General features: G+C 40.3%; 12 protein-coding genes and 1 tRNA gene. 7 read left to right on the forward strand and 6 right to left on the reverse strand.

Translation table 11 applies throughout. From position 1 onward, the window contains the following. Positions 1–486: 486 nt before the first annotated feature. Together AK823_RS02830 and AK823_RS02835 are read left to right on the forward strand one after the other, a co-directional pair. Positions 487–1,971, forward strand: coding sequence for a hypothetical protein (locus tag AK823_RS02830; protein WP_068326068.1), 1,485 nt, complete (start codon positions 487–489; stop codon positions 1,969–1,971). Between the two features lie 137 nt (positions 1,972–2,108). Next, complete coding sequence (locus AK823_RS02835) at positions 2,109–3,416, forward strand: hypothetical protein (protein WP_068326071.1); 1,308 nt, start codon at positions 2,109–2,111, stop codon at positions 3,414–3,416. Between the two features lie 57 nt (positions 3,417–3,473). Here the strand turns inward: AK823_RS02835 and AK823_RS02840 are convergent, their stop codons facing one another. Next, positions 3,474–4,457: a DUF1853 family protein gene (locus tag AK823_RS02840; protein ID WP_068326072.1), complete on the reverse strand. Its 984-nt coding sequence runs from the start codon at positions 4,455–4,457 to the stop codon at positions 3,474–3,476. A 152-nt stretch (positions 4,458–4,609) separates the two neighbouring features. On the opposite strand from AK823_RS02840, the gene AK823_RS02845 reads away from it, so the two are divergent. Continuing rightward, entirely contained in the window at positions 4,610–4,912 is a 303-nt protein-coding gene (locus AK823_RS02845; RefSeq protein ID WP_068326074.1) for a monooxygenase, read from the forward strand. An 80-nt stretch (positions 4,913–4,992) separates the two neighbouring features. On the opposite strand, the gene AK823_RS02850 is transcribed toward AK823_RS02845, so the two are convergent. The 5 genes from AK823_RS02850 to gatC all read right to left on the reverse strand — a co-directional run bounded on the left by AK823_RS02850 (position 4,993) and on the right by gatC (position 11,047). After that, positions 4,993–6,789 carry an acyltransferase family protein gene (locus AK823_RS02850; protein WP_082785619.1) on the reverse strand — a complete coding sequence of 599 codons (1,797 nt, stop codon included), beginning with the start codon at positions 6,787–6,789 and terminating at the stop codon, positions 4,993–4,995. Positions 6,790–7,445: 656 nt separating this feature from the next. Further along, positions 7,446–7,522: transfer RNA gene (locus AK823_RS02855), tRNA-Pro, on the reverse strand. A gap of 114 nt (positions 7,523–7,636) precedes the next feature. Further along, a complete protein-coding gene (gatB, locus tag AK823_RS02860) occupies positions 7,637–9,166 on the reverse strand; it encodes an Asp-tRNA(Asn)/Glu-tRNA(Gln) amidotransferase subunit GatB (RefSeq protein WP_068326076.1) in 1,530 nt (509 codons plus the stop codon). After that, complete coding sequence (gene gatA / locus AK823_RS02865; protein WP_068326079.1) at positions 9,166–10,662, reverse strand: Asp-tRNA(Asn)/Glu-tRNA(Gln) amidotransferase subunit GatA; 1,497 nt, start codon at positions 10,660–10,662, stop codon at positions 9,166–9,168. The genes gatB and gatA overlap by 1 nt, the downstream gene beginning before the upstream one ends. Before the next feature lie 70 nt (positions 10,663–10,732). Then, a complete protein-coding gene (gatC, locus tag AK823_RS02870; RefSeq protein ID WP_068034583.1) occupies positions 10,733–11,047 on the reverse strand; it encodes an Asp-tRNA(Asn)/Glu-tRNA(Gln) amidotransferase subunit GatC in 315 nt (104 codons plus the stop codon). 678 nt (positions 11,048–11,725) lie between these two features. On the opposite strand from gatC, the gene AK823_RS02875 reads away from it, so the two are divergent. From AK823_RS02875 to AK823_RS02890, 4 genes are all read left to right on the forward strand, one after another. Further along, positions 11,726–12,754 carry a rod shape-determining protein gene (locus AK823_RS02875; protein ID WP_068034585.1) on the forward strand — a complete coding sequence of 343 codons (1,029 nt, stop codon included), beginning with the start codon at positions 11,726–11,728 and terminating at the stop codon, positions 12,752–12,754. A 184-nt stretch (positions 12,755–12,938) separates the two neighbouring features. Then, on the forward strand, positions 12,939–13,805 hold the full coding sequence (mreC, locus tag AK823_RS02880) for a rod shape-determining protein MreC (protein WP_068326082.1): 867 nt from the start codon (positions 12,939–12,941) through the stop codon (positions 13,803–13,805). A 22-nt stretch (positions 13,806–13,827) separates the two neighbouring features. Continuing rightward, a complete protein-coding gene (mreD, locus tag AK823_RS02885; protein WP_068326086.1) occupies positions 13,828–14,313 on the forward strand; it encodes a rod shape-determining protein MreD in 486 nt (161 codons plus the stop codon). A gap of 104 nt (positions 14,314–14,417) precedes the next feature. Next, positions 14,418–15,113 (forward strand): Maf family protein, encoded by a 696-nt coding sequence (locus AK823_RS02890; RefSeq protein ID WP_068326088.1) that lies wholly within the window; start codon positions 14,418–14,420, stop codon positions 15,111–15,113. Positions 15,114–15,252: the final 139 nt, after the last annotated feature.

The following is a 15,252-nucleotide window of genomic DNA, read 5'->3' on the forward strand; positions in this document are numbered from 1 at the left end:
AGCCTGTAATTAGCTTCCTTATGTCGATATTATCGTGAATTGACTATCAATTACTTTTAGACTTTAGCTTACTTTTGAAACTTCAAATAAAGCCCAAAAACCTCTTAAAATTATAGAACTAAATAAAATCGTATTTATCTAAATAGCGTTCCTATCACTATATATATTAGCGAGAGTCTTCAGGTTCATCCTACTTATTATTTATTTATAAATTAGCAAGTTACAGTCATTATGATTGGTATTTTTTAATTATAAAATCCGTAAATCCTTTTTATCTTAATATTTGTGTAATATCTAAAATATAAATCATTACTGTATAGACTAAATCAATAAATGAATATATTATTCGCTTGTTGATTAGTGAACTTAAGTTTTGACTAAAAGTTTGATGGTGTTAGATCAGACAGATAATCATCATTTAATTATTTATTTAAGTATATCTACTACCGTAACTCGAAAGAGACCTCACAAATAAAGGATGATTTTATGAAGTTCTTCAAACTGACTGCATTAGCATTGGCCAGCACCTTAGCACTAGCAGGTTGCGGTAGTGATAGCGGTAAAACAACGGTTTCCAATAATAACGGTTCAGCCATTCCACCTAAGCCACCTGTAGACAACAGCCTGTCTGAGCTTGAGCAAGCTAAAAGTATTATTAATACTGCCAAGCAGTTCATTTTGGATAATAAAGCCATTGAAGATGCCTATGAAGGTGCTAGTGAAATTCTTACAGAAAGACAAGAGCAAAGAATTAGCGCTACGTTCGATGTGCCAACAGGTATTTTTTATTATATGGAAGAAAATAACCTAGCAAGATTAACATCAGCTGATATTATTGCCTTAGCTAATAATGCAAGTTTTAAATCAGCTTTGGGTGATACAACAATAAACCCAAGTAGTGATTTTATAGCGACACTTAGTACTGATGGTCAGTTTAAACTTTCAGGTACGACGTTACTTACGACTACAGAGTATGATTATAAATACAATTCCCAGACCATGAATTATGAAAAAACTGTTGTGAGTAAAGATGCATTTACTAATATCTATAAAGGTTATATAAATGCTTTAAGCTCGAACACTAGTACTAACAATTTCAAAGGTAGTTTTGGTTTTAATAGTATAAATATTGGTTCAGGTGCAGAAGCTGTTATTTTTAGTTCAACTTCACAAGGTGCAACGGTTAACGCCCAATTCAGCGATAAAGTATTGGTCAATGACGAGTTTGATCTAAATGATGTCAATAGAGAAGGCATTACTTTACAAAAGGCAGTGATAAAACTGGGTAATGTAAAGCTTAAAGCTAACGATAGTACTATCGAAGCCCGCGATCTTGAAATGGCGTTTTTGGATATGAGTCGTAAGCTTGCCGATGGCACCTTAGTAGTCAGAACTTTACCATCGACTATTAAATTGACAGGTCAATTGGTTAAAGAGAAGCCTGCAACTGATGTAACTATTTCGCTAAATGCAGTTGCTAATGAAGCTGATATCAAAAACGTTATCAGAGTAACTCAGGATGGTAATATTGAAGAGGCTGCTGGTAAGTTTGTTGGCATAGAGATAGTAATGTCTCTTAAAGGGACAGTGGCAAGAAAGAATGCTAACTCCACTTCTACCTCTACTATACCGCTGGATATTCAGGCAAACTTAAAGCGTATGTCGCGTGATGTTATAGAGTTGCAAGGTCTGAATGCAAGTGTTGATGGCAAGAAGTTGTATGTGACTGGTAAAACCATTTTAGACACTGAATATAATGTCAGCTGTAAATGTACACAGCTTAATATTACCCAAAATAATGCAGCTGTTAATTTAAAATTCGATGTTGATAATAAGTTCATTATCCAAAATGTCAAGACTGGTAAGTTTGCTGATATTACGGTCAATGGTAAAGTCTTTGGTAAATTATTACAGAATAACGGTACAGTAAGTGCTAAGTTTAAAGACAATAGCTTTATTCCTTTAGGTTAATTATGAGCATTCACCTCATCAGCTTAAAGTACGATGTTTCAAACATAATGATACGTATTTGAGATATCGATAATGTGTAAAAAAGAGACAGCTAGCCCTGTCTCTTTTTTATGCCTTTTAATTCATGGAAGAATTTTATGCTTTCCTCGCGCTCATCCACCTATATGCCATTTATACAAACTTTACTCTCACCTCAATCTATTGAGTCTTCTCAGGTACGCTATCAAATGGCCTCTATCACACGCAATATATTGGTTATCATAAGTACAGGTATTTCAATCTCTGCTATGGCACAAGAGTCACCGATGATTTATCAAGTTACTGATGATGCGTTAACTTCAAAGAACAGTTTAACGACTTCTTTGTTATCCACACCATCTATTGCATCTAAAAGGCCAGCCTTACAGATTGATTGGACGATGATGGCAACTGCTCATAGTCCAGCGCAGCCAATTGCTACTTTTATTAAGGATTGGGATGCGCCTTTAGATTCTGGCACGCACGCCTACGCACAGGGGCGCGCGTCACTTAATGTGCGCCAAGCTGATAGTCCGATTAGCTATGGTCTAGCATGGCGTTATGATTATATGATGACATTTAATCAAGAGACCGCAGATTTGTATTGGCAGTATCAAAACAAGCAAATACCTAATCAGAACCAAACCTATGCGTTAGAGTTAGAAGCACAGCATAATGAACGTATCGGTGCGAATGTGGGTTTTACCCAGCAGATAGCTCCTAATTGGCAGCTAACAACTTATGCCAATATTTGGAAAGGACTACATGTACTTGAAGGTAATGCTATGGGTAGCGTCACGTCTCAGGCATTTTCTGAGGGTGAGGTCGTTGGAAATATAGACCGTTTAAATAAAACGGAGACTTATGTGGATTACTACTATGATGAGCCAGCGCTTGGGGAAGAAGACCTGAATTGGTATCCTGAAAAACCAGCAGGTTATGGTTATTCGTTAGATGTAAATCTGACAGGGAAGTTATCGGACAGTACTCAGTTGTCGATCCGTGGTTACGATCTCTTTGGACGTATGCACTGGAAAGACACGCCCAGTACTAAATATGTACTAGATTACGATGTAAATAGACGACCTATAGATATGACAGAAGGTCAGCTGGATACTGATGACGTCACGCAGACATTGCCATGGCGAGTTGAGGGTAGCCTTATGCATCAGCTAGACAACCAATGGCAGCTCGGTGTGCATGGCCAAGTCAATGATATCAAAGACTTGTATCAACTATCAGCAGGCTATCAAACCAGACATGATACTTATCCTGTTACTATTACTGGTTTAATAGAGCCGCAGACGCAAGCATTGGGTTTGGCCGTAGACAGTCAATATGGCGGTATTAAACTGCTCACTGATAGTCTTGATTCAGAGAAAGCCCAGCGCAGTGAGATTAGCTTATACGGACGTTATTCTTGGTAATTTGATTGATTTATCAGTTGAAGAGGAAAAGTAACATTTTAGTGTGATAGTAGCTATTTAGGATTCATTATTTTTTTGGTCGCGCTGCTCAGGATAAATCACGATCGGTCTATCGCCTTCAAAATATAGCCCTGTCGTAGGCAAAGTATTGTTGTCTGGCCAAGATATTTGCGATTGACGCGATTGACGTAAGTCATAAAATCCGCGCCTAGTAAACCATTCGATATAATGTGCGTGCCGAAGGCTATTCATATCAATCGTAGCGAGATTATCTCTATCATTTTTATCGCACCATTTATGCATCGGAAAGCTTGGTGATAACCAAGTAGGCATATCTAAGTGTCTAGAATTAGCCCTGTTCATTGGCAAAAAGAATCGCCCCTTTATGACGCCATAACGTTTATCAATCCTAACTTGTCCATGTTTCTCGGTATCGACCCACACCGTGCGAAACTGCTTAGTTTGCATATGCGTCATTTTACGCTGTAGATTATCATTAGAATTAATCCCAACCCAGTTTATAGGTGCAAAAGGGGCAGACCCCATAAAGAACTTAATGGCCAACTCCCAATGTTCGGTGAGACCTTCTTCATGGTTATACAAAATCAAATCCAGCTCACCCGTCGTCTGCTTACCGTTATACAGTTGCACGTTATTGGCGAGCGTTTCGTATGGATGCAACTTACGCGCAAACCCATCCTCTAACCAAAATGACAATAACCCTTCGAAGTGAAAGCCCAAGCGATTCGGACTTGGGCGCGTCAGTAAAAAACGGGTTAGATCCTGATAAGCCTTGGTAGTATCTAGCTCTTCTAAACGCTGCTCATACGCCTCAAACTGCTGCTGCCAAAAGCTTGCACTATGTACCGATACGATATGCGTATTCTGATGCGGTGCAAAGTCCAACCATTCTGTTAAGACGTTAGGGCACGCCAGCACATAAGCCAAATCGCGCACATAAGGCCGCTGATAAGCTTCCCAAGGTGCATAGTTGGTATGAGTTGCAAGAGTGGCGGGACGTAGCGTACTAAGCTCAGACATAGGGTTAAACCAGAGTAAACGTAAGTATTTACCCTAGCTGCTCACTTGCTAAAAGTCTATAGTCAATCGTACTATGTTAAGATTGAAAACATCTGGCAGCACATACTCTGTCGATTATGAAACATAAATCAAATAATAATGAGGATTAATACATGAAATACCTTTTGCAAATCGACTTCCCATATAGCGGCCCTTTTGGCAATGAATTCTTTGAATCTATGCAAGAGCTTGCTGAAGACATCGCAAACGAGAGTGGTCTAGTTTATAAGCTATGGACAGAAAACGAAGAGACGCAAGAAGCGGGCGGCATTTATGTGTTTGATAATTTGGATGACGCCAACAGATACCTTGCCAAACATACCGAGCGTTTAGAGTCGTTTGGCTTCACTGATATTAAGTCTAAAACTTTTAAAATTAACGAAGAATTAAGTGCGATTACTAAAGCGTCTGTGTAGTAATGGGTAAAGAGTAATGAGCATAATAAAAGCCAGTCATTGGGTTCAATGGCTGGCTTTTTTGTTGCGCTTTCGAAAACCTAGTCTTTAAGTATTTTAGTAAAAACATCTGATAGCTGGTAGCTTCCAGTGGTGGTTAAATGGTGTTTATCAAAATATAAAGGTTTTCCCTCTTTGGATACGTAACGACATTCTGGCGCGCAAAAATAGTCTACTATAGGGAATGATATAAAGTTATCATCATTTATTGATCTCACAAAGCGAATTTGATCAGCATTTTCACTTAGGTAATCCTCTTTTGTTTTTTGAATTGTGGGCTGATTTTCGCCTTTCATCTTTTTGTACATATAAGTTGGAATGTTCTTATCCCATACTGGAACCGGTTCAATAAAATATACTTTAATTCCAGCTGACTTAGATAGTTTGATGACCTCATTTATAGTTTCATTCGAAATAGAATCAGGTGAAGAATGTATTACGATTTTACTAACTTTGTTTTCAATTGAATCATCAACTACTACTTTTGGACGAGCCGTACCCTTCGACAAGAACGTATTTGAAATTGGAATAAATAATTTAGTACCGTTTTTAATAGCCAGTTCAGTGAAGTGTTCTTTTACAGAATCACTATGACTATTACCAACGAACATTATGTTTTCCTCAGACTGCTCAATATCACTAGTCAAATCACAGGATGTAATGAACTTCTCAAGTTTTTGTGTTACTACACCACAACGAAAAGGCCCTTTATCTGAAGATGCATTGAATATAAGTAATTCTTTCTCTGAATAAAATTCATTTTGAACAGAAGGTAGTACTAATACTAAACCTATTAATAAGGCACTCGCAGTTAAAGCATAGTTCTTTATACTGTACTTAGATCTTTTATGTTCAAAAAAGTAATATAGAAGTGCTGACGCTATACAGACAAGTATAAACAACGTAATACCATCTTGAAGACTTGGAATTGTTAAATTTGTTCCATCAAAAGGTTTTGATAGATAGATCACTATCACAGGAAAGTGAGCTAAATAAATAGAGTATGAGTATTTACCAAGTTTTTCGAGTACCTTGGATATATATGAACGCTCTATAAGAGAGGGAATTCCAAAAGCTAGAACGGTTGCAGTCGCCAAACTTACAAATAGAGCATATAGACCAGGGTGGCCATTCACTGCACTTCTTGCTTCGCCACTGACAGAAAGTAATGGAATTATAAAAACTACAATCAAGCCTATAAGACCCAGCCACTTATATTTCGTGTACTTCACATTGCCTTGGTTAGTTAGGAAGTGAGCAGCACCATATCCAATCAAGAACTCCCAAAGTCTAAATGGGACAAGAAAAAATGACGTTTTAGGCGAAAATCCAACCATGATGAAACACAAAGCTAGGCTCAATATCATCGTGAGCCAATAGTTGATTTTTAGCTTCGTGAAGAACCAGTAGAGCAATGGTACTATCAGGTAAAATTGTATTTCAACTCCTAACGACCAAAGGTGTAGTAAAGGATTGAAATGAGAATTACTAAAATAAGAGTCTTGGAACCAGAAGCCTATATTAGACAAAAACGGAACTGCATATAGTGCTTGCTCGTTGACTTGGGCTGTTTCATTTGGAGTGGTCAAAAAATAAGAAAATATTAAAGTAAAAAAAATCGTAGCATAATAAGCTGGTAGCAATCGTTTAGCTCTTCTTAAATAAAAACCTGATATATCATTATTTTTATATAAGATAGCCATTAAAAAGCCACTAATAACAAAAAAAACATCAACTCCTAAAAAACCACTCTTTATTGAGCTGAAGCCAAGATGGAACAACACAACAAGTACAACGGAAATGCCCCTAAGGATCTGTATATCTGCTCTGTAATTCATAATTAATTACCGACAAGTTGTCATTTATAAGACAGGTAAGTGGTTAGGAAGTAGTAGTTAATGCTTACCTAAAGTTACTTTATATTTACATATGTGAATACATTCTATATTAATAAACTATAGTTTGGAACAAAAATTTACCATTATTTGAATAATAACTTAATAGCACGAAGACAAATCTGGAACTATTGTATTGGCTAGTCATTCTATGAGAATTTAATAGATACTTATAAATAATTTTTTATGATGAGGAAGTATATTAGACTGACTATATATTGATCTTTGAAAAAGGTAAATTTGTCTCAATTATTATTCAGCTAAAGGTGACAACGAATTTATTAGCAGTTCTATAACCATATATGCTTTATCTTGAATAATTAGTAAAAGTGGTATTTTTTTTGTCTAAAGCACGCCCTATTAAAATGTTATGAAGTTAGCATCGCAAAAAACATGAGCCATAGTAGTATGTATGTTTTCTTGAACTTAAATATATAAAGTAAAGTCAATTTATAATTTTGTAAATATATTATGCATTGGCTTAATCACCTTACCTAATGAATTTTATTTCAAATCTCGTTATTGTTTTTATAAATTCAACCCAAAAAAAAGCCAACCATTGAAAACAATGATTGGCTTTTCTCTTTAACTACTATGTTTGGTCGGAACGGCAGGATTTGAACCTGCGACCCCTACACCCCCAGTGTAGTGCGCTACCAGACTGCGCTACGCCCCGAATGACTGACCATTTTACGCAAAATTAAGCATATTGCAAGAGCTATTTATTTTGCTAATAGTTTACAACACAATTCTAAGTATCTTAGTCAGCATAACTACTTTGCCGTTTACCTTAACCCAACAATTCTTTTAGAATTTGGTTCACTTGCTGCGGGTTGGCACTACCACGACTGGCTTTCATGACTTGACCCACCAGACCGTTAAAAGCTTTTTCCTTACCGCCGCGGTACTCTTCCACCATCGGTTGGTTTTTCGCGATGACTTCTTCAACGATAGCTTTGATAGCGCCCGTATCCGTTTCTTGCTTAAGACCTTTTTCTTCGATGATTTTATCTGCTGCATCATCATCGTTGCCGCCTTCGCGCTCATACAGGGCGCTAAAGACCTTCTTAGCCAATTTGCCAGATAGCGTATCATCTTTGATACGTTCCAGCATGCCAGCCAATTGCTTGGCGCTGATAGGGGAGTCGATGATGTCTTTATCATCTTTATTCAGTGCACCCAGCAGATCGCCCATGACCCAGTTAGCTGCCATCTTCGCATCTTGCTGTCCCACTTCGGCAACAACATCTTCAAAGTAATCGGCAAGTTGACGGCTACCCGTCAAGATACGAGCATCATATTCTGATAGACCAAGCGCTTCTTCAAAACGTGCACGGCGGGCAACAGGTAGCTCAGGCATGGCTGCTTTAATCGAATCAACGGTATGCTGCTCAATACGTACAGGGAGCAGGTCAGGATCAGGGAAGTAGCGATAGTCGTTGGCGTCTTCTTTGGTACGCATGGTGCGAGTTTCATCGCGCTCTGGATCATAAAGCATCGTTGCTTGGATAACTTTACCGCCGTCTTCAATGATATCTATTTGACGCTCGATTTCACGATTGATGGCGCGTTCGATAAAGCGGAACGAGTTTAGGTTTTTGAGTTCAGTACGCGTACCCAATTCTGCGCCAGGCTTACGCACAGAGACGTTACAGTCGCAGCGGAATGACCCTTCTGCCATGACCGCATCTGAGATACCCAACCACGTGACCAGCTGATGAATGGCTTTGATATAGGCCAGTGCTTCGTGAGCAGAACGCATATCAGGCTCAGAGACGATTTCGATTAATGGCGTACCAGCACGGTTCAAATCCACACCAGTCATACCATCGACGGCATCATGAACTGACTTGCCAGCGTCTTCTTCTAAATGCGCGCGGGTGATGCCCATACGTTTAGGGTATTCGTTTTTCTCGCCTTCATTGACTATGACATCGATATAACCTTCGCCAACGATAGGGTTGGCCATTTGGGTAATTTGATAGCCTTTAGGCAAGTCAGGGTAGAAGTAGTTTTTGCGGTCAAAGGTATTAAATAGCCCCAGTTCAGCATTGACACCAATCCCGAATTTTAGCGCACGATCGACCACGCCAGCATTTAGAACTGGCAACACACCTGGCAAGCCTAAATCTACGATACTGGCTTGGCTGTTTGGCTCATGACCGAAGTCAGTCGGTGCGCTGGAGAATATCTTACTCTCTGTATTCAGCTGGCAGTGGATTTCGATACCGATGACTACTTCATAACCATCGACGAATAGCTCTTTACGAACAGCGTGTTTGCGGACGGCATTGTTATCAGTAGTAGTTGCTGTGTTCATTATACCGTCTCCTTCGCGATGGTAGAGTGTTGCAAATGGTGATCTGTATGCTGCTGGAACAGATGCGCGGTGGCTAGCAGCTTACTTTCTTGCCAATATTGACCAATTAGTTGCAAGCCAACAGGTAAGCCTTCTGAGGTCAGACCAACTGGCTGGCTGAGCGCAGGTAGACCGGCTAAGTTAACCGCGATTGTATAAACATCGCCCAAATACATGGTTGCAGGGTCAAGATCTTCAGCAAGCTTGTAAGCAGCCGTTGGTGCAGTTGGACTGGCAATGACATCACAGTTGGCAAAAGCGTCTTCGAAGTCTTTGACGATTAAGCGGCGTATTTTTTGTGCTTTAGTATAATAAGCGTCAAAATAACCAGCAGACAGCGCATACGTACCTGTCAAGATACGGCGCTGTACTTCAGGACCAAAGCCTTCAGAGCGTGAGCGCGTGTATAAATCAATAAGATCGGTTGGGTTTTCACAGCGATAACCAAAACGCACGCCATCGAAGCGCGACAGGTTCGAAGACGCTTCTGCAGGTGCTAACATATAGTAAGTCGCAAGCGTGATATCAGGGTCAGTGATGTTCACTTCTACGATTGTCGCGCCTAGTTCTTCATACTTCTTCAGAGCAGCACGTACCGATTGTTCTACTTCAGCATCAAGCCCTTTACTAAAATATTCTTTAGCGACACCAATACGTAAACCATCAAATGGCTTATCGCCAGCAGCAGCTTCTGCATCATTAAGGTCTTGCACGTAGTCCGGCATATCATGTTTGATAGAGGTTGCATCGCGTGGATCGTGACCAATCATTGGTTGTAATAGATAGGCACAATCTTTAGCGCTACGACCCATGCTACCAGCTTGATCAAGACTTGAAGCGTAGGCAATCATACCAAAACGTGATACGCGGCCATAAGTAGGTTTGATGCCTGTTAAGCCGCAAAATGAAGCAGGCTGACGAATAGAGCCACCCGTATCACTACCGGTTGCGACTGGGATAAAACCTGCGGCGACCGCTGCGGCACTACCACCAGAAGAGCCACCTGGAACGCGTTCTAGATCCCAAGGGTTTTGTACGGTACCGTAATAAGAGCTGCTGTTGTCTGAGCCCATCGCAAACTCATCCATATTGAGCTTACCAAGGCTAATCATGCCCGCTTTATCAATGTTAGAGACAATAGTGGCGTTATAAGGTGAGACGAAGTTATGTAGCATTTTTGAGCCACAAGTCGTTAATACGCCTTGGGTACAAAAGATATCTTTATGCGCCATAGGCACGCCCAATAAGCGTCTTTTATCACCTTGTGCACGCATCTCGTCTGCTGCTTGCGCTTGCGCTCGGGCAGTCTCCGAGGTATGAGTAATAAAGCTGTTAATCTTGCTATCTAGCGCGTCTATGCGCTTGATGTAATGTTCGGTCAGCTCAAGGCTGCTAAATTGTTTGTCTTGCAAGCCCATAATGAGTTGCTGGGTACTTAATAGATGAAGTTCAGACATAGGGTGTCGTCCGTCAAGATGTTAATAGCGTAAAATAGGATAAAATAAGCGCAAAAATAAGTAGAACAAATTACTCAATAACTTGTGGCACTAGATACAGGCCATCTTCTACAGCAGGCGCGACCGATTGATTACGTTCGCGGTTAATGTCGTGTTTGGCAACGTCAGCACGCAATTCTTGGCAAGCTTCATGGATATTCGATAATGGTTTGATATCAGTCGTATCAACGTTGCTAAGAGTATGCATCAGCTTTAATACTTTACTAATATCATCGGCATAGCTGCTCGCCGTATTTTCATCAACACCTAAACGTGCAAGGTTGGCAACTTCTAAGATTTCTTCACGGCTGACGTTGCTGTCAGACGTTGCTGGTTGCTGTGACATAATTTCTCCAGTGAAGGACAGTTTTTGTTAGAGTAAGTATTTATTAATTGAACGATTAGCAATTAAGCGACTATTAGTCCATTAGAGGTTCACTTGTTCAGATTAAGAACACGCCCTAATATAAGTAAATAATAAAACTAAAATAGATAAGTGCTAAAGAATCTCATATAGAGTTGGCTTATTATAAAGCATCTGACCCAAGTTTACAGAGCAGGGCGCCTGATTGATGCATAATATCAACCAAGATAGAATGGTTTGTCAAACTGACCGTATAGTTAATGTTTCATTCCTAATTGCTCACCCATTGTGTTCTGAAATACGTTACAGTATGCACCTGCTATTGAGCAAAATTGTCAACTGTTGATAGAGCCTTGTTAGTTATTGAATTAAATGATGTTTCATTAAGTTGAATAGTATTTACTACTATTTCAAACTTTGTAACAACTTTTAGCGTTTCAAACTAAAATCCTGACTCTCTGATGCAAATATCTGTGTTTTTTTTGAGCTAAATCGGTATAATTTAGCTCACTTTTGGCTTTTAGTCATTATTGCTCGGATTCAACTTGTCGCAAAGATACGCTTTTGCTAATCTGAGCACCTGACTACAATCTACTCAATACCGACGAGCACCGCCTCAGTCATCTCATTCGCCTCATTTGTAAGCCGCTGGATATATTAATGAACCCGTTTGGATTTTTATCAAATAATATCGCTATCGACCTTGGTACTGCGAACACCTTAATCTTTATTCCTAATAAAGGTGTGGTGCTCGACGAGCCTACAGTGGTCGCTTTACGTAGCAACCGTACTCAAAACCCTACCGTCGCTGCTGTCGGTCTTGATGCCAAGCAAATGCTTGGGCGAACACCTGCCAATATTACGGCTATTCGTCCATTAAAAGATGGTGTCATTGCTGACTTTGAAGTGACGCAAAAGATGCTGAAGCATTTTATCGCCAAAGTAAAAGCCAAGCGTTTTATGGCACAGCCCAATGTAGTAGTTTGCGTACCTTGCAAATCTACTTTGGTTGAGCGCAAGGCTATTCGTGAAGCGGTATCATCAGCAGGCGCTAACAAGGTATTGTTATTAGAAGAGCCGATGGCAGCGGCTATTGGTGCGGGCATGCCGGTACACGAAGCCAGTGGCTCAATGGTTGTTGACATCGGCGGCGGTACTACTGAGATTGCTGTTATTGCGCTATCTGGTTGTGTGTATGCAGAGTCAATCCGAATTGGCGGTGATATGTTCGATGATGCCATCATTACCCACGTACGCCGTACACATGGTTGCGTGATTGGTGAAACCACAGCTGAGCGTATTAAACAAGAAGTAGGTTCAGCGCTTAACGAAGATAGCAATTTAGAAGTAGAGGTTCGTGGTCGTAGTATGGCAGAAGGCGTACCTAAGACGTTTACGATCAATTCAGAAGAGATTCAAAAAGCACTAAGCGATCCATTAAGTGGTATCGTAAGCGCAGTAAAAGCAGCACTTGAGCAGACTCCGCCTGAGTTATCATCGGATATTGCAGAACGTGGAATTGTCTTGACTGGTGGTGGCGCATTGCTACGTGATTTGGACAAGCTCATCTCAAAAGAGACTGGTCTACCAGTTACTGTCGCAGAAGATCCACTGACCTGTGTTAGCCGTGGCGGTGGCATCGCGCTTGATTTCATTAATAACAAAAGCTTGAATATGATTTTTGTATAAGCCTTTTTGATTATTAAAGCGCCTTTAGATACATTTTAGGTGATAAATCTAAGCCAAAGAAAATATCTGCACAGAGGCGGTCAACGAGACTGCCTTTGTCACATTAATAACTAGCATATGTCGTCATCTCTTATGTGTGATGGCTTTATACCCCGCGCTGGGTACCGATCAAATTAGATGCCCTATGATCCCAAGTATTTTTGCCCGTCAACCACTCGCACTTCGTAGGACTGTTATTGTATTAATAGTGGCGCTAATAGTCATGTGGTTTGATAGCAAAAATCCAGAGTGGTTCAAGCCTGTTCGCAGTATCAGTCATGCAGCCATGCAGCCTATCTATGAGTTTTCTTTATTGCCAAGCTATGCTGAGCATTGGGTACGTGGTAGCGTGCAATCAAAAGAAGCGTTGCGCCGCGAAAACGTACAACTAAAGTCGCAACTAATTCATGCACAAGCAAAGCTGCAGCAACAAGACTATATCTTGGCACAAAATGCACGCTTGCAAGGAATTTTGTCAACTACCAAGCCTGACTTGTTTGATCTAAATTTAGCACAAGTAATCGGTACAGATACCAATTTGCTTAAGCAAATCGTTGTACTTAATAAGGGCGCTCAAGATGGTGTCCAAGTTGGGCAAACAGTTATTGATGAAAACGGTATTTTGGGACAAATTATTAATGTATATCCCAATACCAGTCGCTTGTTATTGATCACTGATGAACAGCAGTCAGTCGCAGTAACCATCAAGCGTACTGGTCAACGCGCAATCGTCACAGGTGCGGGTATCCCAACCTCACTAAGCCTTAACTACGTATTCAAAACCTCAGACGTACGTATTGGCGATGAGTTAGTGTCTTCTGGTCTTGGCGGACGTATTCCAGCAGGCTATCGAGTAGGCCGTATTGCTCGTATTAAAGATACCCAAGCTGATAACTTTAGAAGCATCGAGGTATCACCTGCTGCCAATTTTGTTGATAATGCTTATGTACTAATCCTGCAAGATAAAATAGTGCACGTTGACACCCAATCATCAATACCTGCCAGTCGCTAAATAAACGTTAAGGCAAGCACTCATGGCGCTTTCAAACTCTGAGCATTCACCTAGTAAGATGCTGCTCGCAATCATACTAAGCTTTGTGGTTGCTTCGTCACCTAATGTCTATCCATTAAGCCCGACCATGGCAACCTTACGTCCCATGATCATGATTATGGTGCTGATATTTTGGTTATTATTTCAACCACGCTACGTTGGTATTTTTACAGCATTTACTGTTGGTATTGCTGCTGACTTACTAATGGATACTCACCTTGGTCAACAAGCATTCGCAGCGGTAGTGATGGTATTAGCACTTAGGGTATGTAGCATTCAGATAAAGCAATTAAATACGCTTAGTGCTTGGTTCTTAGCAGCGGTAGGGTTAATCGTTTTTCAACTAAGCTTATGGGTATTGCAGCTAATGACTCAAAACCTGTTTGTCGCACAATCGGGGTTATCTTTATTAATGAGTATCTTAAGCTGGCCAATCATACTATTAATATTACGTGGATTTACTCGCTAAAATTTGCACGTTAGCTATGTCGAATACAATAAGTGCTTAGTGAGTTTCAGTACCTCACTGATAGTTCTAAAATTATAAAACATTATGACAATAAGAGAGTAGTGATGGATATCCTATTGGCTTCTGGTTCGCCGCGTCGTCAAGAGCTTCTTTCCAGTGCCCAGCTTGATTTGACTATTTTGAGCGTTGATATTGATGAGACGCCATATGATAACGAATCTCCAAAAGACTATATTCTACGGATGATTGCTGCTAAAGCCGATGCCGCTATTGCCCAGTTAAACCTAGACTATCAATGTAATAGCTCTCAGCTATCTAAACCAATTACGCCATTTATAATTTTAACAGCCGACACTATTGGTGTGCTGCCTGATGGTAAGACCGTGCTAGTCAAGCCAGCAGATCGCGCTCATGCCTATAGTATGTGGCAGCAGATGTCTGATAACACTCATCAAGTATGGACTGCTGTACAAGCGACCTTAGTAGCATTGCTTCCTGCTAAGCCAACGACAGATGCTGATAAACAATTAAGTAATGAGCCGTTAAAAGTGGTATGGCAAAAGCAAATCATTGAGTCTACTGATGTCACTTTTATCCCGTTAACGCAAGATATGATGAGTGATTACTGGGATAGCGATGAGCCTGCTGATAAAGCTGGTGGTTACGCTATTCAGGGTCTAGCCGCTGCTTGGGTAACGAGTATTAATGGTAGTTACACTAACGTCGTAGGATTACCATTAGCACAAACGCTAGCATTAATTGATGAAGCAACTAAAAGCCATAATATCTACGGTTTATAAGCGTAAATGGTATTGAAGAGGCGCATGCAAAAGTAATTAGTCACATAATGACACGGCAGGATGGTGGGCAGTACCCTAAGACGTTTGTTACACTACAAGTTCAGAAAGCTATATTTTTATTAAAGAGCTATTCATCACT

Origin of the sequence: Psychrobacter sp. P2G3, assembly GCF_001593285.1 — a bacterium.
Classification (GTDB): Bacteria; Pseudomonadota; Gammaproteobacteria; order Pseudomonadales; family Moraxellaceae; genus Psychrobacter.

What these genes read in the sequence shown, in the direction of transcription:
- AK823_RS02890 (WP_068326088.1), top strand. Translation starts at nt 14,418, where the DNA reads ATGGATATCCTATTGGCTTCTGGTTCGCCGCGTCGTCAAGAGCTTCTT.
- mreD (WP_068326086.1), top strand. Translation starts at nt 13,828, where the DNA reads ATGGCGCTTTCAAACTCTGAGCATTCACCTAGTAAGATGCTGCTCGCA.
- AK823_RS02835 (WP_068326071.1), top strand. Translation starts at nt 2,109, where the DNA reads ATGCTTTCCTCGCGCTCATCCACCTATATGCCATTTATACAAACTTTA.
- gatB (WP_068326076.1), bottom strand. Translation starts at nt 9,166, where the DNA reads ATGAACACAGCAACTACTACTGATAACAATGCCGTCCGCAAACACGCT.
- mreC (WP_068326082.1), top strand. Translation starts at nt 12,939, where the DNA reads ATGATCCCAAGTATTTTTGCCCGTCAACCACTCGCACTTCGTAGGACT.
- AK823_RS02845 (WP_068326074.1), top strand. Translation starts at nt 4,610, where the DNA reads ATGAAATACCTTTTGCAAATCGACTTCCCATATAGCGGCCCTTTTGGC.
- AK823_RS02850 (WP_082785619.1), bottom strand. Translation starts at nt 6,789, where the DNA reads ATGAATTACAGAGCAGATATACAGATCCTTAGGGGCATTTCCGTTGTA.
- AK823_RS02840 (WP_068326072.1), bottom strand. Translation starts at nt 4,457, where the DNA reads ATGTCTGAGCTTAGTACGCTACGTCCCGCCACTCTTGCAACTCATACC.
- AK823_RS02830 (WP_068326068.1), top strand. Translation starts at nt 487, where the DNA reads ATGAAGTTCTTCAAACTGACTGCATTAGCATTGGCCAGCACCTTAGCA.
- gatA (WP_068326079.1), bottom strand. Translation starts at nt 10,662, where the DNA reads ATGTCTGAACTTCATCTATTAAGTACCCAGCAACTCATTATGGGCTTG.
- gatC (WP_068034583.1), bottom strand. Translation starts at nt 11,047, where the DNA reads ATGTCACAGCAACCAGCAACGTCTGACAGCAACGTCAGCCGTGAAGAA.
- AK823_RS02875 (WP_068034585.1), top strand. Translation starts at nt 11,726, where the DNA reads ATGAACCCGTTTGGATTTTTATCAAATAATATCGCTATCGACCTTGGT.